This window comes from Cupriavidus sp. FW306-1B-F12B (genome assembly GCF_058781795.1).
In genome coordinates this window covers 198,875-222,343 of the sequence record NZ_JBYSXC010000005.1, presented here as the reverse complement: position 1 = coordinate 222,343, position 23,469 = coordinate 198,875, and the positions used below count along the sequence as shown (strand labels likewise).

Annotated in this window: 20 protein-coding genes and 1 pseudogene; 10 read left to right on the top strand and 11 right to left on the bottom strand. The window is 62.7% G+C overall.

Going from position 1 to position 23,469, the window contains the following annotated elements:
• Positions 1-23 precede the first annotated feature (23 nt).
• The 5 genes from AC3WLE_RS11140 to AC3WLE_RS11120 all read left to right on the top strand — a co-directional run bounded on the left by AC3WLE_RS11140 (position 24) and on the right by AC3WLE_RS11120 (position 4,647).
• Entirely contained in the window at positions 24-815 is a 792-nt protein-coding gene (locus AC3WLE_RS11140; protein WP_492318032.1) for an enoyl-CoA hydratase/isomerase family protein, read from the top strand.
• A gap of 55 nt (positions 816-870) precedes the next feature.
• Positions 871-1,683 carry an SDR family NAD(P)-dependent oxidoreductase gene (locus tag AC3WLE_RS11135; RefSeq protein WP_492318033.1) on the top strand — a complete coding sequence of 271 codons (813 nt, stop codon included), beginning with the start codon at positions 871-873 and terminating at the stop codon, positions 1,681-1,683.
• Between the two features lie 46 nt (positions 1,684-1,729).
• Positions 1,730-2,758, top strand: a complete 1,029-nt coding sequence (locus AC3WLE_RS11130; RefSeq protein ID WP_492356332.1) for an NAD(P)H-dependent flavin oxidoreductase — start codon at positions 1,730-1,732, stop codon at positions 2,756-2,758.
• A 624-nt stretch (positions 2,759-3,382) separates the two neighbouring features.
• Complete coding sequence (locus AC3WLE_RS11125; protein ID WP_492356331.1) at positions 3,383-4,267, top strand: alpha/beta hydrolase; 885 nt, start codon at positions 3,383-3,385, stop codon at positions 4,265-4,267.
• Positions 4,264-4,647 carry a RidA family protein gene (locus tag AC3WLE_RS11120; protein ID WP_492318036.1) on the top strand — a complete coding sequence of 128 codons (384 nt, stop codon included), beginning with the start codon at positions 4,264-4,266 and terminating at the stop codon, positions 4,645-4,647. The genes AC3WLE_RS11125 and AC3WLE_RS11120 overlap by 4 nt, the downstream gene beginning before the upstream one ends.
• Before the next feature lie 8 nt (positions 4,648-4,655).
• On the opposite strand, the gene AC3WLE_RS11115 is transcribed toward AC3WLE_RS11120, so the two are convergent.
• Positions 4,656-5,372 (bottom strand): FCD domain-containing protein, encoded by a 717-nt coding sequence (locus AC3WLE_RS11115; RefSeq protein WP_492318037.1) that lies wholly within the window; start codon positions 5,370-5,372, stop codon positions 4,656-4,658.
• 357 nt (positions 5,373-5,729) lie between these two features.
• Between AC3WLE_RS11115 and AC3WLE_RS11110 the strand changes: the two genes are divergently transcribed.
• From AC3WLE_RS11110 to AC3WLE_RS11100, 3 genes are all read left to right on the top strand, one after another.
• Positions 5,730-6,719 (top strand): Bug family tripartite tricarboxylate transporter substrate binding protein, encoded by a 990-nt coding sequence (locus tag AC3WLE_RS11110; protein WP_492318038.1) that lies wholly within the window; start codon positions 5,730-5,732, stop codon positions 6,717-6,719.
• A gap of 9 nt (positions 6,720-6,728) precedes the next feature.
• Positions 6,729-7,688, top strand: coding sequence for an NAD-dependent epimerase/dehydratase family protein (locus AC3WLE_RS11105; RefSeq protein WP_492318039.1), 960 nt, complete (start codon positions 6,729-6,731; stop codon positions 7,686-7,688).
• Between the two features lie 131 nt (positions 7,689-7,819).
• Positions 7,820-8,914 (top strand): porin, encoded by a 1,095-nt coding sequence (locus AC3WLE_RS11100; protein ID WP_492356330.1) that lies wholly within the window; start codon positions 7,820-7,822, stop codon positions 8,912-8,914.
• Here AC3WLE_RS11100 and AC3WLE_RS11095 read toward each other — a convergent pair.
• The 10 genes from AC3WLE_RS11095 to AC3WLE_RS11050 all read right to left on the bottom strand — a co-directional run bounded on the left by AC3WLE_RS11095 (position 8,898) and on the right by AC3WLE_RS11050 (position 21,364).
• Positions 8,898-9,299, bottom strand: coding sequence for a hypothetical protein (locus tag AC3WLE_RS11095; RefSeq protein ID WP_492318041.1), 402 nt, complete (start codon positions 9,297-9,299; stop codon positions 8,898-8,900). The genes AC3WLE_RS11100 and AC3WLE_RS11095 overlap by 17 nt on opposite strands.
• Positions 9,300-9,430: 131 nt before the next feature.
• Complete coding sequence (locus AC3WLE_RS11090) at positions 9,431-11,170, bottom strand: SulP family inorganic anion transporter (protein WP_492356363.1); 1,740 nt, start codon at positions 11,168-11,170, stop codon at positions 9,431-9,433.
• A 78-nt stretch (positions 11,171-11,248) separates the two neighbouring features.
• Entirely contained in the window at positions 11,249-12,226 is a 978-nt protein-coding gene (locus tag AC3WLE_RS11085) for a Bug family tripartite tricarboxylate transporter substrate binding protein (RefSeq protein WP_492318043.1), read from the bottom strand.
• A gap of 148 nt (positions 12,227-12,374) precedes the next feature.
• Positions 12,375-13,940, bottom strand: coding sequence for a class I adenylate-forming enzyme family protein (locus tag AC3WLE_RS11080; protein WP_492318044.1), 1,566 nt, complete (start codon positions 13,938-13,940; stop codon positions 12,375-12,377).
• A gap of 128 nt (positions 13,941-14,068) precedes the next feature.
• Positions 14,069-14,674 carry a thiamine pyrophosphate-dependent enzyme gene (locus AC3WLE_RS11075; RefSeq protein ID WP_492318045.1) on the bottom strand — a complete coding sequence of 202 codons (606 nt, stop codon included), beginning with the start codon at positions 14,672-14,674 and terminating at the stop codon, positions 14,069-14,071.
• 13 nt (positions 14,675-14,687) lie between these two features.
• Positions 14,688-15,248, bottom strand: coding sequence for a thiamine pyrophosphate-binding protein (locus AC3WLE_RS11070; protein ID WP_492318046.1), 561 nt, complete (start codon positions 15,246-15,248; stop codon positions 14,688-14,690).
• A gap of 74 nt (positions 15,249-15,322) precedes the next feature.
• Positions 15,323-17,647, bottom strand: coding sequence for an arylsulfatase (locus AC3WLE_RS11065; protein WP_492318047.1), 2,325 nt, complete (start codon positions 17,645-17,647; stop codon positions 15,323-15,325).
• A gap of 89 nt (positions 17,648-17,736) precedes the next feature.
• Entirely contained in the window at positions 17,737-18,720 is a 984-nt protein-coding gene (locus AC3WLE_RS11060; RefSeq protein ID WP_492356329.1) for a Bug family tripartite tricarboxylate transporter substrate binding protein, read from the bottom strand.
• Between the two features lie 98 nt (positions 18,721-18,818).
• Positions 18,819-20,438, bottom strand: a complete 1,620-nt coding sequence (locus tag AC3WLE_RS11055; RefSeq protein WP_492318049.1) for a GMC family oxidoreductase — start codon at positions 20,436-20,438, stop codon at positions 18,819-18,821.
• 200 nt (positions 20,439-20,638) lie between these two features.
• Positions 20,639-21,364 (bottom strand): porin, encoded by a 726-nt coding sequence (locus AC3WLE_RS11050; RefSeq protein WP_492356328.1) that lies wholly within the window; start codon positions 21,362-21,364, stop codon positions 20,639-20,641.
• Between the two features lie 601 nt (positions 21,365-21,965).
• Here AC3WLE_RS11050 and AC3WLE_RS11045 point away from each other — a divergent pair.
• Both AC3WLE_RS11045 and AC3WLE_RS11040 read left to right on the top strand, forming a co-directional pair.
• Positions 21,966-22,688, top strand: a complete 723-nt coding sequence (locus AC3WLE_RS11045; protein ID WP_492318051.1) for a Crp/Fnr family transcriptional regulator — start codon at positions 21,966-21,968, stop codon at positions 22,686-22,688.
• A gap of 287 nt (positions 22,689-22,975) precedes the next feature.
• A pseudogene (locus AC3WLE_RS11040) lies at positions 22,976-23,463 on the top strand (site-specific integrase).
• Positions 23,464-23,469: the final 6 nt, after the last annotated feature.

Genomic DNA, 23,469 nt, shown 5'->3' with positions numbered 1-23,469 from the left:
TCATTCCAGGCAAGGAGACATCGATGCAGTTTGAAACCCTGTTGTACGAAGTGGTCGAGGGCGTGGCCATCATCCGGCTGAACCGCCCCGAGCGCATGAACACACTCGGCGGCTCCATGAAGCCGGATCTCGCCAAGGCGTTCTTCGAGGTGGCGCGGGACGACACCAGCGTTCGCTGCGTGGTGCTGACCGGCACCGGCGACAAGGCGTTCTGCGCCGGCGCGGACATCAAGGAGCGCGCGGGCGGCACGGCGCATCCCGCCGATTACTACGTCACGCAGCAGCGGACGCATGAGTTGTTCCGCGGCATCGAGGAATTTGAAAAGCCCGTGATTGCCGCCATCAACGGCGTGGCACTCGGAGGCGGCCTGGAACTGGCCCTGTGCGCCGACATCCGGCTGGCGGCGCGATCGGCGCGATTCGGCCTGCCCGAGATCAAGCTCGGCGTCATACCCGCCGCTGGCGGCACGCAGCGCCTGCCGCGCGTGGTCGGCCAGGCCGTGGCCAAGGAACTGATCTTCACCAGCGAACTGATCAGCGCCGACGCAGCGAAGGACATCCGCCTGGTGAACCGCGTGATCGACGATGACAAGCTGATGGACGAGGCACTGACGATGGCCAGGCGTATCGCCACGCAACCGCCGCTGGCCGTGCGCTTCGCCAAGCGGTCGGTCAACCTTGGCATGCAAGGCTCGGTCGACCTTGGCCTGCAGTTCGAGTGCTACGGCGCGGCCATGGTGATGGACAGCGAGGACAGGAAGGAAGGGATGCGCGCATTCGTCGAGAAGCGTGAACCCCGCTTCGTCGGGCGCTAAGCCGCACGCGAACGACATCGAAACATCGGAACATCGAAAACTGGAGGAGAACGGAATGGAACTGCATCTGCAAGGCAAAGTGGCCCTGGTGACTGGCGGTGGACAAGGCGTGGGTCGGCGCATCTGCCTGGAGCTCGCCGGCGAAGGTGTCAGCGTCGTGATCAACGACTACTTCCTGGAGCGCGCGCAGGCGGTGCAAAAGGAAATCGAAGCGGCAGGCGGCCAGGCGTTGGCCGTGCAGGCCGACATTGGCGACGCCGAGCAGGTGGAACGCATGTTCGCGCTGGCACGTGAGCGCTTCGGCGATGTCGACATCCTGGTGAACAACGCCGGCGTGACCGTGGCGCGTCGCACCAAGGGCGGCATGCCCCCGACGTTCATGGAAATGCCGGTGGAAGACTGGAAGGAAGTCGTCGACCTGAACGTCTATGGCGTGATGAACTGCTGCCACAGCGCCCTGCCCGGCATGCAGCGCAAGGGCGGCGGCAAGATCGTCAACATCATGTCCGAAGCCGGACGTGTCGGCGAGGCGCGCCTGGCAGTCTACTCCGGCGCCAAGGCCGCCATGCTGGGATTCGCCAAGGCGATCGCGCAGGAGCACGGCCGTGATCGCATCAACGTCAACACCATCGCACTGGGCGCGGTCTCGCACGAAGGCATCGCCAACGGCCCGCTGCATCCGTCGGCCACTCCCGAAACCGACGACCGTCTCAAGAAGATGCTTGGCGCCTATCCAATCGCACGCGGGCTGGGGAGGCTGTCACGGCCGGAAGATATTTCCGGCGTCGTGACATTCCTGGCATCGGATCGCGCGGCCTTCATCACCGGCCAGAGTCTCGGCGTGAGCGGCGGCTACGTGATGCTCTGACGCAGCTCTGACGCGCCGCATCCAGACATCCGATGGAGGAGAACACATGAGTTCGGCAGCATCCGGCCACGCGGCCGAAGGCATTTTCCGGACGCGGTTGGCCGCGCTGCTGGATATCCGCTATCCGATCCTGCTCGGCGGCATGCAACTCCTCGGCACGTCCGATGTGGTGGCGGCCGTGGTCAACGCAGGCGCGATGGGGTTCATCACCGCGCGTTCGTTCCCGAACCTCGACGCCTTTCGCGCCGATCTGCGCCGCTGCCGCACCCTGACCCGGGGCCGACACTTCGGCGTCAACGTCACGCTGTCGGCCCGCGAGGACCGCAACCGGCTGGCCGCGGCGTGGATCGACGTCGCACTGGAAGAAGGCGTGCGCGTATTTGAGAGCGCGGGCATGTCTCCCGAGCGACTGGTGGCGCCAATTCATGCCGGAGGTGGCCTGCTGATCCACAAGTGCCCGAGCGTGCGCCACGCGCTGACGGCACAGCGGCTTGGCGTGGATGCCATCGCGCTGGTGGGGCTTGAGGAAGGCGGACATCCTGGCGCCAACGAGTTGTCCGCCTTCGTCAATGGCGCGTTCGCGCTGGAACGCGTGGAGATCCCGCTCGTCATCGGCGGCGGCATCGGCAGCGGCCGTCAGATCGCCGCCGCGCTGGCGCTTGGTGCCGATGGCGTGGTGATGGGCAGCCGCTTCATGGTCGCCACAGAAATCGCCACCCACCGCGCGCTCAAGGAGCGCATCGCCGCGGCTGACGAGCATTGCTCGATTGCCATCCTGCGCAGCCTGAACGATACCTGGCGCGTGCTCGACAACGCCGCCGCGCGCGAGGTGCAACGCCTCGAAGCCGAGGGCGCCCGCACGCACGCGGCATTTGGCGACCTCATCCTGTCGTCGCGCACCCAGGAGCGCGTGTACCTGGGCGGAGAACCCGACGCCGGCATCGTCTCGCTCGGGCCGGCCGGCGGATTCGCCGATGCGATCGAACCGGCTGGAAGGATCATCGAGCGTCTGGTTGCGAATGCGTGCACTGCGTGCGAGGCCATGATGCAGCGCGTGGAGAGGGAGTGGGCGTGATGCGGCCTCATGTAGCCTACGTTCCGGCGACGCCACCTGCATCGGTCATCGAGTTGTTCTGCAATGCAGCCATGGTGGCCAGCAGACTGGCGTCGATATGCATGCCAGCTTGCTGCGGGGATCTGTGCGAACAGCCACGGTGAAATAATCAGCGCGCATGACCGACGTGATAAACGTCTTCTCGCCGATGACGACATAGTGGTGATAGTCGACACTTACGCAGACCAATCGTCCGCGTTAGCTCAGATACGTGCCTCTCAGATCTGGTCTGTCGGCTGTCTCTCATTGAGCGTGCGTTGCAGTCTCGGGCCCTGAAGGGCAACTATCGAAAACCACGTATGTCTCTTCAGGGTCGGGACGCGCCGACTGTCAGGTACCGGTCGGAAGGCCCATTCCGGCCATGAGGAGCCGTTCGGTTGCGCTTGTGCTGAGACACTCGAACGGCTGCGCATACGTTGCAGTGTAGGTCCATGTGACAACCCCGACTCCTCTGCACCGGCACACACATCGTGCAAAATAATTTATAAATTATGATCTTGCAAACAAGATCATTGTTGATGTACATTTTGCAAATATGCCAGGGAGCGACATATGCCGGTGGCACGCACTTGATTTGGATGCAAAGTGAAAACGTCAGACCAGTTCGTGAGTGAACCAGAGTCCTCTCAGCCACCGCTGCCCACCGCGGCCGCAGGGGCGTATGAATGTACTGTCCTTGACTGGGCGAAACACCTACCGGAAAGCGTCGTCGCTTTGCGCGACCTCACCTACGGTACCGACCAGCAGCAGCGGTTCGATGTGTTCACGGCAAGAGGGTTCCGCGACGCGCCTGTCCTGATCTTCTGGCATGGTGGTGGCTGGACGAACGGCTACAAGGAATACGTCTCGTTCCTTGCGCCTATGGTGATAAGCCTTGGCATGGTCTTGGTGGCGCCCACGTATCGGCTGGCGCCGGCCCACAGATTGCCCGCAGCGTTTGACGACGCGGTGCTGCTCCTGGCCACGGTGCAGAAGAGCATTGCCACTTGGGGCGGCTCTCCCTCTCAAGTGTATCTTTCAGGCCATTCGGCGGGCGGCGGTATTGCGGCAATGGCGGCGATGCGAAAGCCACAACTGCGCGCGATGGGCGTTGACCAGCAGGCCATTCGCGGTTGCCTGCCTATCAGTGGCATCATGAACCTGCACCACCCGAACCCGGCGCCCGGGAGTCTTGAGGAGCGGGTGTACACCGCATTGCTCGATTCGCAGGAGCTGGATGCGGCAATGAGTCCGCTGACGTGGTCTGCTGGCAATACCGTTCCGATGGTGCTCAGCTACGGCGAACATGACAGCGAGCGGGTGATCCGCTCCAATCTCGCCATGTACGCCATGCTGAGGATGCAGCCGGCACCCGTTGATTGCTACATGCTCGCGGGCGAGGATCATTTCCGCACACATACTGCGCTTTCCGACCCTTCCCACCCTTGGTATGCGCGGCTCGCGCAACTCGTCAAGGAGACCTCACAGTGAAGCAGGTCATTGAGACTGGCTTGCCCGCCCCGGCACAGCCATTTTCCTGGGCGACCCAGGCCGCAGGTCTGCTGTTCACGGCGCACGGTCCAGTCCGTCCGGACGGGTCGGTGGATACCGGCGATATCGCCCGGCAGGCGCGCCTGACGTTTGAGAACCTGAAGTTAGCGACCGAAGCAGCGGGCGCGGACCTGAACGATGTGGTGCAGGTGCTGATCACCCTGCTGGAAGCCGTTGACGTGCCGGTAGTCGATGCGGTCTATAGAGAGTTCTTTGCCCCGCCTTATCCAAATCGTTCGACGGTGATCGCCAAGGCATTGGTAGTGCCAGGCATGCGCATCGAAATCGTGGCCTACGTCGCGCTGCCCGACAAGCCCTGAAATTAGGGCTAGTCGGCAAAGCGCTTGCTGAGGACTTCGGCCGTGCGCATCAGGTGGTGCCGCAGCAGCGCGGAGGCCTTCTCCGTGTCGCGCGCGAGCACCGCCTCCATGAGGTCCAGGTGTTCCTTCAACACGTCGTCGGCCAGTTCCTTGCTCGAGCGCGGGTAGGCAAGGCGAATTCGACGATACCGCTCAGAATGGTCGACCAGTTGTTCGTCGATGCGCAGTAGCCACTTCGACGTAGCCGCTGCAACCAGCGCGAGGTGAAAGCGCCGGTGAGCCGTTTCCCACAGTTCCACTGCGACCGTGTCCGATGCATCGGTCGGCAGCCGCGCTCTGGTCAGCTTGTAATAGGCGGCCATGATGTTCGCGCCCCAGTCATCGTCGCCATGCTCAATGGCATCGGCCAGCAGGAGCAGTTCGATCGAGGTGCGCGCATGCATCAGATCGAGCAGATCACTCCTGGAGAGCTTGGTCACGCTGAAGCCCCTTTGCCCCTCATTGCTGACTAGTCCTTCGCCGCAGAGGAGCATTAGGGCCTCGCGGATCGGGCTCACGCCGAGTTCGTAGCGTTCCTGCAATGCCTGCAGGCGAAGCTTTTCTCCAGGGGGCAGGCTGCCCGCAATGATGTCTGCGCGCAGCAGTTGATACGCCTTCTCGGAAATGGTCTGGGTTGGCGCCGGCTCTGCGTGCTGCAGCCTGCGCGGCAAATCGGAAGTCCGCATGATTTGTTGTTGGATGGATGAGCGGCAAGGGCTGGCCGGTATCTATAGGACACCTGCAATTTCATAAATTTACCTCCAACAACGAAATTTTGCACTATCCGGAGACCAGAGCGGGTGCCGCCGATCGGTAGGATTACCAATTCGGGCCTGAATTTCGCCCGTGTGCAGCCGGAAAAGAGCCATTTCCGCACCCTTTGCCTACGCAGGGTAAACGCCATCTTTTATTCAATAAATCTAAATTTATAATTTCTACGGGTTTTCATTGAAACGTTGTTTCATATATGAACATGGTGCGGTAAGCGCCGGAATTGCTGTGAGGCCCGGCGGGCCGCAATGCACCTAGAGGAGTTGGATCACATGAAGAAATCCGCGAGACGCCGGGCATTGGTTGGCCTGGCAGCGATTACCACCCTACTTGCGGCGGGCGGAGCCACTGCGCAGGGCAGCTATCCAACCAAGCCGGTCACGCTTCTCGTGGCCTATCCAGCCGGCGGCGATACTGATGTGCTGGCACGCCTCTTTGCCGAGAAGCTGACTGCGCGGCTTGGGCAGCCCGTCGTGGTGGAGAACCGCACCGGCGCCGGCGGAACCATTGGCACGGCTTACGTGGCAAAGGCTGCGCCGGATGGCTATACGCTGCTGTTCGCCCCGAACACAATCTCAATCTCTCCGCACGTGCTGCGGCCCGGCACGGGCGCCTCCTACGACCCGCGCAAGGATCTGACGCCGATCACGCTACTTGGCACGCAATCGCTGTTCGTTGTGGTCAATAAGGCCGCCGGTGTCACCCGGATGGAAGACTTCGTCACGCATGCTAAAGCCGGTACGCTGAAAACCTATGGCAGTCCGGGCAACGGGTCGCCAATGCACATACTGGCGGAACTGTTCAACAAATCGGCCGGCATCAAGCTCACCCAGATCCCCTACCGCGGCAGCGCCCCCGCGGTGGTCGACTTGCTGGGCGGGCAGGTGCCGATGATGTACTCCACGCTTGGGCCGGTGTCCCAGTACTTCCCGTCGGGCAAGCTGATTCCGCTGGCCGTCGCGGATAAGAAGCGTTCGCCATTCGCGCCGAACGTGCCGTCCCTGGCCGAGCTTGGCTACAAGGATGTCGAGGTTGGTGCCTGGCAGGCCGTGGTGGGTCCGAAGGGCATGTCCCCGGAACTGGTTCTGACGCTGAACAAGCACTTCAACGACATCCTGAAGATGCCGGACGTCGTCGCCAGGATGGCAACGGTTGCCGTGACGCCGCAGGGCAGCGACCCAGCCTCCCTTGGCAAGCTGATCGCTGCTGACTACGAGCGCTATGGCCGGATCGTCAAGGAATTCGGCATTCAGGCCGACTGAGGAGCTGCCATGACGATATTAGTCACCGGCGCCGGCCTGATCGGCCGTCTGACCGCCGCACAGTTGCTGGCCCGGGGAGAATCTGTGCTGCTCGCCGACGTGAGGCGGCCCGATTCCGCTGAACTGGGCGCGCTGCCGCTGGCATTGTGCGATGTGACCGACTACGACGCATTGTCCCGCCTGGTGGACGAGCATGGGGTCACCGCTATCGTCCATACGGCGGCCTTGCTTTCCACTGCCATTCGCAAGGATCCACTCGCCGGCATCCGGGTCAATACGATGGGAACGGCAAACGTTCTTGAGCTGGCACGCCAGCGTAAGCTCTCGCGTGTCGTGATTGCCAGCTCGACCACCGTCATGTACTCAGCCTTCCCGTCCCTGCCTGCCACACCGATCGCCGAGGATTTCCCGTTGCGGGTCCTCAGCGAACGGCCTGGCAGTATCTATGCGGCCACCAAGCTGGCTGGCGAGCATCTCGCGCTCGCCTACGCCTCGCTCTATGACGTCGATGCGGTCGTGCTGCGCTACGGCGCTGTGCTCGGCGCGGGACGGGACGCGGTCACCAGTGTGCCGGGCCGGTTACTGGCCACGCTGCTCGAAGCCGGACGCACCGGAGTGTCTGCAAGGCTGGACGACTCGATTCTGTTGTGGAACGGCTGTGAGGAATTTATCGATGCCCGGGACTGCGCTATCGCCAACATCGCTGCACTGACCGCACCGGCGCCGCGCCAACGCGTGTACAACATCGCTACCGGCGAATGGTTCTCGGTTGAAGCGTTCATCGATGTCGTGCGCCAATGTTATCCGGCGCTGCAGACCACCGAGCTCAGGCTGCCCGAGGGCGGCTTTGCCGGATTTCCGTATGCACGACCGGCGCCGTCCGACGTCAGTGCCGCTCGCCGAGAAATCGGCTTCAAGGCCACCTATTCGCTACTAGAGACCACGCGGCACTTCGCGGCAACGCTGTAGATCTGCGCCGCACCCGACGGGATCCCAACCAGGAGCAGGCTCACAGTCCACCAGGCTGATTGGCGCCCTCGTGCGCGCCACGCTCAAATTTGGATATTCCATAAATATTTGCATATTTTAAAAAATTTAGAATGAAAACCGACATGGGAATGAAGCGAGCGATGTTGGCAAGATGCGTGCTCGGCGCGGCGGTGGCATTCGGCGCAGGTGGGCACTCGATCTATGCCGCGGCGCAGTCGTCCAGCGTGAATCTGTATGGCGTAGCGGACGTCGGGCTGGTACACGAAAACGGCGCGGCAGCTGGTTCGGTAACAAAGGTCACGAGCGGCATGATGTCAGGCTCGCGCGTTGGCATGCGCGGACGCGAGGAATTAGGCGGGGGCACGGCAGCGTTCTTTACGCTGGAAGCCGGCATCCTGATGGATACTGGCGCATCAGGTCAGGGCGGCCTACTGTTCGGCAGGCAGGCCTACGTCGGACTCGACGCATTGCCGGGCCGCATCACGATGGGGCGGCAATACACAACGCTGGCGCTGGCACAAGTGGAGTTCGATCCGTTTGTGACTGGCTTGGCCGGCACGTCTGCAAACCTGATTTCAGCCGGCGGTCGAGGCGGCAGCAACCGCGTCGACAACGCCCTTAAATACAAGCTGCCGGGCACACTCGGCGGCCTCGATGGCGAACTGTCCTATAGCTTTGGCGAAGTGCCCGGCAGCGCGGCCACCAACAGCCAGTTTGGCGCGGCACTCGGCTACTCGGGGGGGAACTTCCAGGGGCGTGTTGCATACGCGGACGCCCATGACGCCAACGGCCCTGGCAGGAATGCACGGGAAGTGTTCTTCGGTGCCAAGTACGACTTCGGGCTCGCGACGGGCTACTTCAACTACGTGATCAACCGGGGCGCCATCGTACCGGGCACGCCCAACTTCAAATCGGAAGACGTGTTGGTGGGGGCTTCGATTCCAGTCGGCGCCGGGCGGGTCGTGACGTCATACATCTACAAGAACGATCGGACCGACGCCAACAACGATGCCCATCAGTTTGCAATCGGCTACGTACATAGCCTCTCCAAGCGGACCAGGCTCTATACGTCCTACGCTCACATCTGGAACCGCGCGGCGAACACGGCCAAGTCCGGCTTCTACCGCGTATGGAATGCCAATGACGTCGGCAACCCACTCGCCGGAAACTCTGCCTTCAACGTTGGCATCAACCACAACTTCTGACCTCTCTGCCGCCTACCGTCCGGTGGGGTAGTGCCCACCGGCCTTCTTGCCCGATGCCAGCCAATGCTCGCATCGGGCCTTTCTCCGAGGCAGGCACCTGATTAAAGAGCGCAGGCCTGATCATGTTGTTGCTGGTTCTGTTGCATTCAACGGCAGGCATGCCCGATAAGGTGCCGGCGACGACTCCTACCTCGATGACCGCTTGAATCTCAAAAGCTGCCGTTGGTCGTTTTTGAAAGCGAAGTCCGATATGGGTCGGGAGCGGAAGTTCGACGCCGCGGCGGAGGTCGGCGACCGATGGACTTCCGGGTTCGGCCATCTCCGGACGCTCGCCTTTCGCTTCACTCCAACATTCGAGCGGCGGTTGTGCCTTGGAAAACGCCATTGTAGGTGCGCATTACAGGTGGACTCTAATCTGCTGTGCGATATGTCCGAGTGCCTCGTATTCGAAGCGAAGCATGATCTCGCCTGCTCACATGGCCACGGCGGCAATTCGATCGGGAAAAGCATTCGCGTTCAGCTGATTCCTTTTCTGATGGGCCGGTTCGCGCATTCCTCAAAGATGCGCACGCCGCACCCCGCGCAGATGTCAGGGTCGAGCCGCGCGATGACGGCGTGCAGGGCCTGGCGCTTGGTCGGGAAGACATGGTTATCGCCCAGCTTGGCGCGAAAGCCGGTCTGTTCCCAGGTCCGCTGCACCTGCGCGCGCGGGCGGTGGAAGTACAGATCGCCGCCCGCGGCGCGGCGCTCGGTCAGCTCGCTTTCCCACATCTCCGCGCCTGCCAGGTCGATGAAGTTCATGCTCTTCGTCATGACCAGCAAATGGGTCTGGCCAGGACTGACCGTGCGCAGCCGATGCAGGCAGTCGGCCACATACTGCACTGCGCCGAAGAAGATCGCGCCTTCCATGCGCAGTAGCTTCAGCTGCGGACATTCGAGCCGGAGCCGCGGCAGTTCGTCCAGCGGGGTGAAGCGGCGGTCGGGGTCGTCCGCATCCGGCACCAGGCTGCGCACGGCGGGTCGCGAGGTGCGGTACAGATAGGCCACCAGCGAGAGCGTAGCTCCGAGCAGCACGGCCATCTCCAGGCGGATCACCAGCGTGGCCGCGAAGGTGCCGAGCGCGATAGCGAACTCGGTTCGGCTCAGGCGTGCGATGCGCCTGAGTCGGGCGAAATCGAACAATCCCCATGCCACCAGGATCAGCGTAGCAGCAATGGCCGCGAGCGGAATCTGCGCCAGCAGCGGCGCGCTGACGCTCACCAGCGCCACCAGTAGCAGGGAGGAAAACACACTGGCCAGCGGCGTCTGCGCACCGGCCTCGAAGTTGGGCATGGAGCGGTTAAGCGAACCGCAGGAGACATAGGAGGAGAACAGGCCACCGGCAATGTTGGACAGGCCCTGTCCGATGAATTCGCGGTTGGCATCCACGTGCTGACCGGAACGCAGCGCTACTGCCTTGGCGATGGAAATCGACTGGCCGAGCGCGACGATGGTCAGCGCGGCAACCACGCCCGGCAGGGCGGGAATGATTTGCCAAGGAGTACTCGGTAAATGAAAGCGTGGGATCGCCGAGGGGATCTGGCCAATCACATTCACATGGCCGCCCAGGTCCGTGGCGTTCAGCACCAAGGCGAAGCCATAGCCGGCCAGCAGGCCGAGCAGAGTGAAGGGCAGCCGGCGTGAAACGCGCTTGACCACCAGCGTGACTACCAGCGTGACAGCGCCGACCGCGGAGGCACCCCAATGGACGCTGGACATGTTCTCGAACAGGAAGCGCACCACGCCAAACGCATTGGTGCCGGTGGGCACCGGCAATCCGAACAGGTCCTTGAGCGCATACAACGCGATCAGGGTGGCGGCACCGCAGGTGAACCCCAGCAGCACCGATGGAGAGATGAAGTTGGCAAGGGACCCCAGCCGCAGCGCGCCGACCGCCAGTTGCAGCACGCCAACCAGAATGGTCACCGCCAGCACCAGACTGATGTACTCGGCGCTGCCAGCGATGGCGAGCGGGCTCAACATGGCGAACAAGGCCAGGGAGTTGGCATTGGTCGGGCCCGACATCACATGCCGGCTCGATCCAAACAAGGCCGCGACGATGCATGGGACCACCGCCGTATAGATGCCGTACTGCGGCGGCATGCCGGCCAGTGTGGCAAAGGCAACCCCTTGCGGCAGGACCAGCACGGCACCAAGCAGACCGGCCATCAGGTCGGCACGCAGCGATTCGGAACTGATGCCGCAGTGCCATGGCATCAGGAAACTGGCGAGACGATTAGCGGCTGTAGCGGGCAACAGCGACGCACCGGGAAGTGAAGGCATCGATTGAAAAGCTCAGTCAGCCACGACCAGATTGGCTGACTTGGCGGCCGACGTCATCCACGCAAGGTCCGCAACGATCCCATTATCCACTTCAGCAGCCGTTGATGGTCTGACCTCGCTTCCAGCCGCAGCAAAGCTTTCCCGCAGATCAGGCTCTCTCAGGACAGCGCTGACCACGGCAGAGAGCGCTTCAATGACATGCGCGGGCGTCCCCTTTGGTGCAGCGAGGGCGCCCCAGAAAACGAGATTCAGTCCCTGGATGCCCAACTCGGCCAGCGTGGGCGTATCGGGCAGCGCCGCCGTGCGCTTCTCATCGGTAACGGCGAGCACGCGAACCAGCTTCTTCTGTGCAAAGCTGGCAACGACGGGCACCGCACTGATGGCGAACTGCACGTCGCCGCGGGAAAGAGCGGTCAGCATGTCGGGCCCACCCTTGAAAGGTACGGGTACCACGTCCAGGTTGAAATGCCTTGCGAACTTGACGCTTGCCAGGTGCTCCAGCGTTCCGGGCCCGGGCGTAGCGTAGTTCACCTTCCCGGGGTTCGCGCGGGCATACTCGATCAGCTCCTTCAAGGTCCGATAGGCGCTGTTGGGAGGTATGGCAAATGCCCCAGGGGTCATGCTGGTTCGGCCGATGGGCGCCAGTTGCTTGAGCAGGTCGTAGCGACGCAGCGACGCTTGCGCTGCCACCATGCCCGAATTCAGGGCGATCAGGGTGTAGCCGTCCGCAGGAGCTCTCGCTATCGTCTGCATGGCAATCTGATAAATCCCGCCCGGCTTGTTGTCCACCACAACCGACTGGCCGAGGCGCTTCTGTAGCGAAACGCAGAGTTTCCGAACCAGGACATCCGCGGCGCCACCGGCTGGCAGCGGAACGATGACGGTGATAGGCCGTGATGGGAAGGCGCCTGCCGCCAGGACTTTCGTTGCGGGGATCGCCAGCATGCAGGCGGCGCATTTCAGGATGTCGCGGCGGGTAAAGCTCGTCATGGAATTGGCCTCCATTGAAACGGCGTCAGTAAGGCCGACCTTCCTTGCATTGCCACGCAAACTTGATCAGAAGGCGGCGTACGGATTCTGGCGCCCGTGAAACGGTGCCAGGCATCGAACCGTGTGCAGCGCAATCGGTTGCCAGAATTCAGCCAGCGGTATCACGGGATTCGCCATTTCCGGATCTGAATCCGTGCAACAGCTCGCGCTTGAGTACTTTGCCAATTGCGCTGCGAGGCAACTCGGCGGTGAGATGCACCGCTGCAAGCCGCTGCATCTTGCCCAGCCGGTCGTTGACCCACAGGAGCAACGCCTCACTTGTAGGCGCCTGGCCTGGCCGAACCACCACAAATGCCACGGGAGTCTCCCCCCATCTTTCCGAGGGGACGCCTACCACCGCGACATCCGCTACCGCGGGATGCAGAATGAGCTCCGCTTCAAGATCACTGGGAAAGATATTGAAGCCACCGGAAATGATCATGTCCTTCTTGCGATCGACAAGCACAAGGAAGCCGTCCTCATCGAAGCGTCCCATATCACCAGTGCGGATAAAGCGCTCACCCTGGGGGCTGTACCATTCAGCCTCGGCGGTCTTCTCTGGCTGATTTTGGTAGGCAGACATCATTCCCGCGGATTTGCCCACAATCTCTCCAACCGCACCAGATGGGAGTTCGTTTCCGTGCTCATCGATGACACGAATGTCAGAGCCGGGCGCTGGCTGCCCCACGGTATGCAGCTTGTCAGGAAACGCATGCGCGGCGAGCATGCACGTGCCGCCCCCTTCCGTCATGCCATACAGTTCGACCAGCCCGCCGGGCCAGCGCCTTAGCACGTCGGCCTTGAGTTCGGCAGAGAAAGGCGCGCTAGTGCAAAACTTGGTGCGGAAGCTCGACAAGTCGTAGCGCTCGAATTCCGGATGGGCCAGCAACCGCCGATACTGGACCGGCACCAGCATGGTGTTTGTCACGCGGTATTGCTGGGCAAGTTCGAGGTAGTCAATGACATCGAACTTGTCCATCAGGATGACGGTGCCACCCAGCGCCAGGGTCGGGATGAAGCTGACCAGTGTCGTATTGGAGTACAGGGGCGTCGAAAGCAGTGTCACCGAATCCTGACCGTAACCGGTGAGCGCGCTTCGGCACACATGGTTCCACCGCATCCCGTGCGATTGCACGACGCCCTTGGGGGTGCCGGTCGTCCCTGAAGAGTAAATGATGTTGAAGGGCTGCTGGGCCGTGACTGGCACATCAGCCGGGGGCTTTCCGGCGGGGCCGAGCCAGTCCACGAAAGCCTGCGTATCCAGCCTGGCCAGCCTCACATTGCCGAGTTCTGCGGCAACGCCTTCCAGCATCGCAGCCACGACGGCATCGGCAAACAGGATGCCGGCATTGGCGTCGGCCACCATCCCAGCCAGGTTTGCTGCAGTCGAAGACGGCGCCAGCGGCGCAACGACTGCGCCAGCCCGCAAGGCGCCGAGAAAGACGGCGGCATATTCGACGGACGAAGCTGCGCAGATGGCGACAGCTTCCCCCGAACGGACCCCATCGCGTTGCAAGGTGGACGCGACCTGATCCACCATCGCATCCAGTTCCCGGTAACTGATTTTCCGGCAGCGATGAATGAGTGCGGTGCGATCGCCCCCCTTCAACGCATGTTCCCGAATCAGCGCGGACATGCTGGTGAACGGCCGCTCCATTGTGGTGGCAGCTTGCATAGTGATACTTTTGGTGACGTTGAGAACAGCGCAGTTACGGGCCCACCTTCATCTGCCTTGCCTGCCGGGACCGAGGTCCCGGCGTCTTGTGAAGTGGGTAAGGGATCAGTCGGCAGCTGCCGCTGCTTCTAGGTATTGAGCGCCGCGCGCAGGGTCCGTACGGCGTTGCGCATGCGCACGAACTGCAGTTCAGGCAATAGTGGCTGCGGCGTGTCAGGCCCGATGCGCCGTGGGTCTGCATCGACCACCAGGTCGACAAACGTGGCGCCGTCCTGCGCAAGCAATTCCGGGAGTGCGGCAGTCAATGCGTCCAGGTTATCGATCGTGCGCGCATCGTCATAGCCGGCAGCCCTGGCCATCGCCGCGAAATCGCACGTCGGCTCTGTGCCTGCGGTCGCAAGATTGACCAGGCCATTGAACTGCACGCTGTTGTGAAGCACGATATGCAGGAAGCGTTGAGGCCGGTTGTGAGCCACGGTGACCAGGCCACCCAGTTCCATCAGCAGACTGGCGTCGCCATCGACCACGATCACCGGAAGGTCGGGCCTGGCCATCGCCAATCCCAGGCCAAGGCCAGCCGCCCCGCCCATCAAGGGGACCGAGTCGATCCGGCGCTCAGCCACACCCAGCGCGTCGAAGGCAAACTGGGCTGACATCGTCGATACGAGCAGTGCGTCAGGGCATGCTTGGTTGCGGGCCGCAGCGATGGCGGCACAGGCTTGCTGAATTTGCATCGTTTTCGTCTCCTCAATTCCAGGTTACGTGACGACCGATCAGCAGCACCGCCGGTCCCTCACAGGCCGCCGCGTGCGCAAAGGCTTCCGCGCAGTGGGCGACGTCAGTCTCATCTTCGATATTCCAGTACCGAACGCCGATGGCATCCAGCAATGGTTCCATCAGACGCACCATGCTGCGCTTGGAATCTCGTGCAGGTTGCCCGATGTTCTCCAGTTCGCGCCCGAACTGGCCAACAAGAAACACCATGGGCACGCCGGCGTCGATGCAGGTTGCGCGCAGCGTGTTTAGGCACTTGTAGAATCCCTGGTTCTGCACCATGACCACCGGCTTCGCACCGCCAACGTACAGTCCGGTAGCCATCGTCAGTGCCTGATCCTCGCTACAGGCGGCTACCTGCCGGATACCACTATCAGCAGCGAGCAACCTCTCGTGGAGTGCGAACTGCACGAAGTCCGGCACGGTGACGGCGTGCGTTACCTTAGCAGCGCGCAGGGCGCCGAGCATTGCGCTGGCGCTGGGGCCACCGGGGGGATTGGGTGTTCGAACTGCAGTCATGGTTTGTGCATTCATCGTCTTCTCCTTAGTGTGCAAAGTGGCGCGTGTCCGGCGGGTTGCGCCTTCCTCTGGCCGAACGTCCGAACCGCTCAGACAGCGCTGCCCTTCAACCCGGCATCGCGCATCCTGGCTTGTATCAGCGCTTCGCTCGATACGATCGGACTGTCGCTGGCCAGTTCGCCCGGCTCGATCCGCACTCGATCGATCTGCCCGGTGTATCGCAGTGCGCCCTTGCCTTCATGGCACTCGCTGACAGACAGTCGCCTGCTCATGCCGACGCTCAGGCCATTGGTCGCGCGGAGCATCGTCGGCGACAACTCGGCACGCTCAACGTGCAGCGCGCCATTGAGTGTGACAGCCGCTTCCCCCCGGCGTCCGCCGGTCGCCTTGAAATCGAGCTCGAACTCCTGTTTTCCCGGCTTGAGCCGGATGGGCGGCAGGGTCCGCGGGCTGAACCACCACTGGTACGTGAAATGCAGCGCGTCCTGCTCCACGTAGAGCACCATTCCGGAGAAGCGGTCGCCGATGGAAAGGATGACGCCCTCGTCCCCCGTGTTCCAGTCAAACGATGCCCGCAGGACAAAGCACCGATCGCCAATCAGGGGAGAGATCACCGCGCCCGGAATGGCCTGGCCCTCCCGATGGAAGTCTCGCGGCAACCGGACGTGATCGAGTTCATATGGAGGCAGGGAAACCAGGCGCCGCTCATCGCGGTTGTCGAGCGGATAGACGTAGTTCGCGGTCGCTTCGCTTTCGAACTCCGCCACCATGCGATCCAATATCTCCGGATGCTGGTCCGCGAGGTCATGGATCTCGGTCGGGTCGTCGGCGATATTGAACAGCATCCAGTTGTCCAGATCGAGGCGCTGCGCCGGCACCTGCAAGGAGACGATCTTCCAGTCGCCAGAGATATATCCCCGGTTGGCCTGCAGTTCGTAGTACTGGCGGCTGCGCTGCGACGGCGCCGTGCCGCTGCGCAGGCTGGCAGTAAAGCTCTTGCCGTCCAGGTCACGGGTGCGGAAGCCATTAAACACCGGCGGCAGCGCCGTCTGGGCCAGGTCCATCACCGTCGGCAACACGTCAGTCACGTGAATCCATTGCCGGCGGATAGCGCCCCGCTCCTCCCTGGCAATGCCGCTAGGCCAATGCACTACGAACGGCACGCGAATGCCGCCCGCCATTGGGGTGCGCTTGTAGAGCCGGTAAGGCGTATTGCTGACCTGTGTCCAGCCGGACGGATAGACGACATATGTCTCTTTACTCCCCACGCGGCCGGCTTCCAGCAGTTGCCTGTTGACCTCCGGATTGTCCGGCAGCCCTGCCCGGCGTGCCTGAAGGTTCATGGCGCCGGTCGGGCCTCCGACGGAGTTGGCGCCGTTGTCCGAAGTCACCATGACAATGGTGTTGTCAAGCTGGCCAGTCCTGCGCAGGAAGTCCAGGACCTTGCCAATGTTCTGGTCTGCGTTGTCGACCAGCGCAGCATAGACTTCCATGTACCGTGCGTACAACGCCCGGTCCTCGGGCGGCAGGTCCGCCCACGCGGCCACGCCCGGATTGCGTTCAGGGTAGGCGGCGTTGGGCTCGATCACGGCTTCCGCGCGCTGCCGCTGGTAGCGCGCCATGCGCAGTGCATCCCACCCGGCATCGTAGCGGCCCAGGTACTTCTTCAGGTCCCCTGGCTTTGCCTGCAAGGGGCCATGGGGCGTCTGGAAAGCCAGGTAGAGAAAGAACGGCTTGTCCGGCGAACAGGATCGGTGCTCAGCCATCCAGCCGATCGCGCGCCGGGTGTAGTCATCTGGCGCAAAGTAGTCGTCCGGATAAGATTCCACGCCGGCAAACTGGTTGCCGTCCAGCATATTGTCCGGCTGGAAGTAGCTGGTCTCGGCCGACATAAAGCCGTAGAAGCGGTCAAAGCCTCGCTGCAATGGCCACGAGCTGGTATCGCCGCCGGGAAAGTTGTTCCGGTCATAGGTGTTGTGCCACTTGCCGACCGCCATGGTGCTGTAGCCGGTGCTCCTCAAGATCTCCGCCATGGTGGGCGCATCCAGGGACATCTCACCCTTATAGCCCGGGTAGCCCGGATCATGGTGTGAGAGCCAGCCGCATCCCACGCTGTGCGGATTCTTGCCCGTGAGCAGCGCCGCGCGCGCAGGCGTGCACATGGGGACGGTTGTATAGTTGGTGAATCGCAGCCCCCCGGCCGCCAGGGCGTCGACGTTTGGCGTCTCGATCTCTCCGCCAAAGCAGCCCAGGTCGGAGAACCCGAGGTCGTCGAGCAGGATCATGACAACGTTGGGGCTGCCAGCTTTTGCGCGCACGGGGGGGGACCAGTGCGGCATTGAGTCTGCCAGCGTCTTCCCCATCTTGCCCTGGAATGCCGGTTGGTACTGCGGTTCAAAATTACTGGTTGTCATGAGACCTCTTGTCATTGTGGCGTGATCGCAAGCTTCGTGGCGATCCGTTCATCAGCGCGACTAGCGGTGGATGCCATGGGCTGGCTTGCCTATGTCTTCAGGCCCAGGCGTTTCACCAGAGCCTGTTCCGTCTGGATTTCCGTGCGCAGTTGCTCGGCGAACGCCGCCGCAGACTCACTGATCTCCACGCTCGCACCCACGCTTCCCAGATACGCCACATACTCGGGCTTGCTCGCGACGGCCTTGACCGCCGTGAACAGCCGCTCGACCAGCTCCGGCCTGGCCTTGCCCGGCAAGGCGTACCCGCCCCACGGCACATAGTTGTAGCCGGGCACCCCTGCTTGCGCCACGGTGGGCACGTCGGGAAACTGCGCCGGGCGCTTGTTGGCCGTAATGGACAAGGCGCGCAAGGTGCCCTTCTTCAGGTAGACGAGCACGGCGCCCGGATGCTGGAAGGAAAAGTCCACTTCGCCGGACAACAGCGCGACCGCGCCCTCAGCGCCGGACTTGAATGGCACATGCAGCGCCTTGAGCCCGCCCGGCACCCGATCACTGAGAATCTCGTACATCAGGTGCGTGTTCGAACCGATGCCCCCGCTGGCGTAACTCAGCTTGCCCGGTGCGGACTGGATCGCAGCGATCAGGTCTGCCTGGGTCTTGTAGGGCGAGTTGCCGCGCACGACCAGCACATGCGGCGTCACAGTGGTCTTCGTCACCGGCTTGAGGTCTTTGAGCAGGTCGTAGCGGCCAGTGATGGCCTGTTGGGTGACCATCAGGTTGCTCATCAACAGGATGACGCTGCCGTCGGGCGGCGCGTTGATGACGGACTTGGCGGCGATCAGGCCGGACGCACCTGGCTTGTTCTCGACCACGATGGTCGTGCCCAGCGCCTTGCCGAGCATGCCCTCCATCATCCGCACACTGTTGTCGGCACCGCCACCGGCCTGGAAGGGCACGACCAGCTTGGTGGTGGATGGCCATGGCGTCTGCGCGAAGGCGGACCGGCCCACGGCGCCCAATGCCAGGATTGCGCCACCTCCCTGCAGGAGCTTACGGCGGAAAAGATCGGTCATGAGATGTCTCCAGGAAGGGTGGACGGCACCGCCGGGGTGCGGCCACCCATGGTTTGGCGTGTCTGTCTTGGTCCCGCGCGCCTGCGCGGACGCACGCTTCAGGTATGCTCGGCCAGCACGAAGTCGGCCACGCGTTCACCGATGACGATGGCGATCGCGTTCGTGTTGGTTGCTGCGATGGATGGCATCACGCTGCAGTCAGCGACCCGAAGCCCGGTGATCCCATGCACGCGCAGCCTGGGGTCGACCACGGACTGCGCGGCATCGGTCCCGATGCGGCAGGTGCCGACCGGGTGGTAGGCCGTGGCGCCGGTCGCGCGCATATAGTCCACCAGGGCTTCGTCGGAAGAGACAAACGGTCCCGGACGCAGCTCCTCGGTCAGCCAGCGCGCCAGCGGCGCGGCCGCGGCCACCTGGCGCGACTTGCGCAAGGCAACCAGGCAGGCCTCGATATCGCGCGGGTCGGTGAAATGGTTGGACACCATCCGCGGGGACGCAGCGGGATCGGCGCTGACGATGTGCGAGGACCCGCGCGAATAGGGGCAGATCTGGAACGATGCCAGGGTCACGCCGTCGAAGGGATCCAGCCGTGTCCGAGTTTTGCCGCGATTGCCCGAGGAACTGGCCTGCTGGATCTGGAGCTTGATCTCGGCATCCTTGCCGCCGGCCTCGCGCGGCACGAAGCCATGCGCGGTGATGGTGGCCGACGTCAGGCGTCCGTCACGGCGGAAGAACCAGCGCACGCCGTCCTTGAATCTGCCAACCCCGCTGGCAAGCTGCCGGTTCCAGCTGATGCCCGGCTTGCACCGGTAGGCCATCGGGCTGTAGACGTGCTCTGAGAGGTTTTCCCCCACCATCGGCAACTCGTGCAGCAGCGCAATGCCCGCCGCGCTCAAGGCATCGCGCCGGCCGATGCCAGACAGTTCGAGCAGCTGGGCGGAATTGAAGGCGCCGCCGCTCACGATCACTTCGCGGCGCGCACGCAGCGTCAGCTCGCGCTCCCCCCCGCGGGCCACCACGCCGCAGGCCCGCTTTCCCTGAATCAGGACCCGGCTGGCCAGCACGCCCGTCATGATGGTCAGGTTATCCAGCCCCTTGTTCGGGTCCAGGTAGGCCTCGCGCATGTTGGAGCGCATGCCGTTGCGCGTGTTGAACTGGATGTAGCTGCCGCCGATCCCGCCGGCATTGTAGTCAGCGACCCGCTTGCCTACCCCCGAAGCCTGCAACGCATCGAGGAAGGCATCCGGTCCTTCATCGACCGGCTGGAATTCCGTGACGCCGACCGGGCCTCCCCGCCCGCGATGCGCCGGATCCCCCTTGGCATAGCTTTCGATCTTGCGGAACCAGGGCGCCAGATCGTTCCAGCCCCAGCCAGGGCAGCCATCCTCCGCCCATCGGTCATATTCGCGAGGGGTGCCATGCACCCACATCATGCCGTTGACCGTGGAACTGCCGCCCACCACCCAGCCGCGCGGCCAGTAGATCTTGCGGCCGTTCAGTTGCGCGTCCGACTCGGTGAAGAAGTCACGGATATAAATGCCCCGCCCCAGGAGATTGACGATGCCAATCGGGATGCGGCTCCAGAAGCTGGTGTCCGGCGGGCCCGCCTCGAGCAGCAGGACCTGGTGCTTGCCCGCCTGCGCCAGCCTTACCGCCGCCGCGGCACCGGCGGAGCCGGCGCCGACGACGATAAAGTCATAAGTATCTGTCTCGTTCATGCTCATTCTGTTCATCCGCTATCCAGTCTCTTGCTGTGCCGCGCCAGGCGAACTACCCAATGCCGACATCTCGATACTAGGCCTGGCGCACTGCAACAATCTGTCAACCTGGAGACAAAATCCGGTTTCTGGCACGGCACGGTTCTGACAGGCCGCGCACGGGATGCCCCCGCCAGGACCAGTGCCTTGCCTGCGTCAATTCAGAAGCGATGGCGGATGCCGACGCTGACGGACTTGCCGGAATCGCCGCTGTTGGCGTCGATCGGGATCTGGTTCAGCGAGATGCTGCCGCGCGGGCTGTTATGGAAGTAGAGCCCGCGCACATAGACAGCCGTCCGCTTGCTCATCGCATGGTCCCAGCCCAGTGCCAGGGCGAAAGGCTGATTGCCTCCCTTGACGAAGCGCTTGACGACTGCCGCCTTCAGGACATCGCTCTTGGTGACGTCCCAGTTTGCAGTCAGGCCGAGATGCCGCGCCGGCTTCGTATTGACAAAGGTGCTGCTGGTATAGCCAGCGGCCACTCCCCATTCGACGGGGCCGGTACGGACGGCGGCGCCCGCAAGATGGATGGAGGTCAGCCTGGTTTCGGTTGGCGTCGGCGTCTGCGGGTTGTGCATGCCTTGATAGGCGTAGAAGCCATAGACCGATTTCGACTCATAGGTGAGATTCGCGCCGAAGTTCAGGCCACTGCGGGGCGAGCCGGGCACCTCGCCCGGCGCCACGGCGGCGCCGAAAGCGAATCTGCCGAACTTGGGTGAAAAATACTGCACCGCATTGTTGAAGCGCGCGCCGAAGGCGACCTGCCCGGTTCCCTGCGAGGCGACGCTGTTGAGCAGGCCGAAAGGCGATACGGCGGCGTTCAATGCGAACGGGTCCACGCGCACCAGCGCATAGAAGGACGGCGTGTACTGGCGGCCAAGCCTCACTTCGCCCCAGGTATCCGACCCCAGGCCGACATAGGCCTGCCGGCCGAACAGCGTGCCGCTGCCAAAAGGCTTCCATGCCGGTGTCCATGCTGACGCCGGCTTCCATCAGGGCCGTGGCCCGGGTTCCGCCCCCGAGGTCTTCGATCACCCTGATCCCGAAACGCGATGCGGCCTGCTCGCCATCGCGCATGCGCACAACACTACCGGTCGACCCGTGGGCATATTCCACGGCCAGGTCGGCGACACCGAACAATTGCGTAGTGGTTGCCTCCGATGCGCCCGCCGCGACGATCAAGATGCAGGCCACACCATGTTTTCGTGCCATTGTTTGCTCCCCCTTCATTTTTGTTATCGATTCACACAGGGCGTGCTGCTAGCCGGCGGCCTGCGCCATTGCAGCGTCCACCACCTGGTTCGCATGACACGCTCTTAAGCCGGGGAAGTGGCGCACGAAAGGGCGCAGAGCGGTGCGGCGGCTGCCACGGCTACCGCCGCAAAGCCTGATGTTGCGATGCTAAGATGTTCACTCGCCAGCCTTGACCCCTCGACGCTTTCCCCATGTGCGCATTCTGGCGATGCCGCGCTGCAACAATCTGTCACCTTGAAGACAAAAACTGGACTTACGGCGTATCAGGCACTCGCCAACTCCGTACTCGAGCGCTCCGCGGCGCTGCAAGGGTGCGCGAAGCAGACGCGCAGCCGTTTCGTTGAGACGGGGAAGATCAAGCAATATGCCACCGGAGAAATCCTCACTACCCGAGGTCAGCCGGTGGATTCGCTAATTGTGCTGCTAAGTGGTTGCCTTGAGGTCGGCGTTTTTACGGGTTCAGGCAAACGCTTTGTGATCCGCTATATGGAGCCTGGGCAAATTCAAGGCGTCATCCCCGTGCTGGATGGACAGCACTCCATTCACGACACGCGCGCGCATAGTGATTCGGTCGTATTGCACATTGCCAAACAGGCCTTCATGGATGCGCTCCTTACAGACGCCGCACTGGCCCAGGCATTGCTGCGCCTCTTCTGCTGGCGCTCTCGCGCTCTTTATGACGGAGCCGCTGCCAACGCGCTGGCCCCGATACGGGTCCGGGTGGCGCGATCGCTGGTCTCGCTGCTTCCTGCTTACGGCCTCCCGCGGGGGGACGTAGTCACGCTCTCACTCAAGCTCTCCCAGGACGAACTGGCCGCATTGGTGGGCGTGTCGCGACAGCGGCTGAACCGGGAGCTAAAAGATTTCGAGAGCGAGAAGATCATCACGATCGCCTATTCGCATATCGAGATACTGGATTGCCCCGCCCTTATCGCGATTGCATCGCTGGATGTGTAGCATGTGTAGCATCAATGCCAGTGCTAGCTACCGACGAACTGATCAGCGTTATGGCAGCAGCGCTGGTTCGCGAGCTGGCCATGCCTCGAGTTTATGGCGATGGTACTGGAGCACTATGGGCCTGATGCACCTACGGAATTCGCTCGTGCGCAAGGACGTAACAAATGTCCGTTTCGCGTTGGAAGCCGCCGTTGGGGCCGCGCGGGGCTAGACGGCAGAAGAGGGTCGGACAGCGACCGTTACAGCAGGCGCAAACTGAATCTCCCTTCACCTGAAAGGAGATCGTCATGGATACGCGAAACTCCCCCGCCGCGCCTCACGTTCCTTGGAACAAAGGGAAGCTTACGGGTCAGAAGCCGCCCTTGAAGCTCAAGGAAATCTGGGCGATCCGCACCAGGCTCCAAATGTCCTCGAAGGCGCGCGAGCTTACGCTGTTCAACTTGGCCATCGACAGCAAGCTCCGAGCTTGCGATCTGACTCGATTGCTGGTCCAAGACATATGCCACGGCGGGCACGTGGCCGCCCGAGCCACAGTCACTCAGCAAAAGACCCATCGACCGGTGCAGTTTGAGATCACCGAGCAGACCCGTGACAGCGTTGCTGCCTGGATTCGGATACGAGGACTCCGTTCATCTGACCACCTTTTCCCAAGCCGACTTCACGCCTGCGCGCAGTACAGTTGCTGCTTGGACACACTAAAATCGAGAGCACTGTCAGATATCTTGGCATCGAGGTCGACGACGCGCTTGAGATGGCGGAGCAGACTGAAGTTTGATGACAT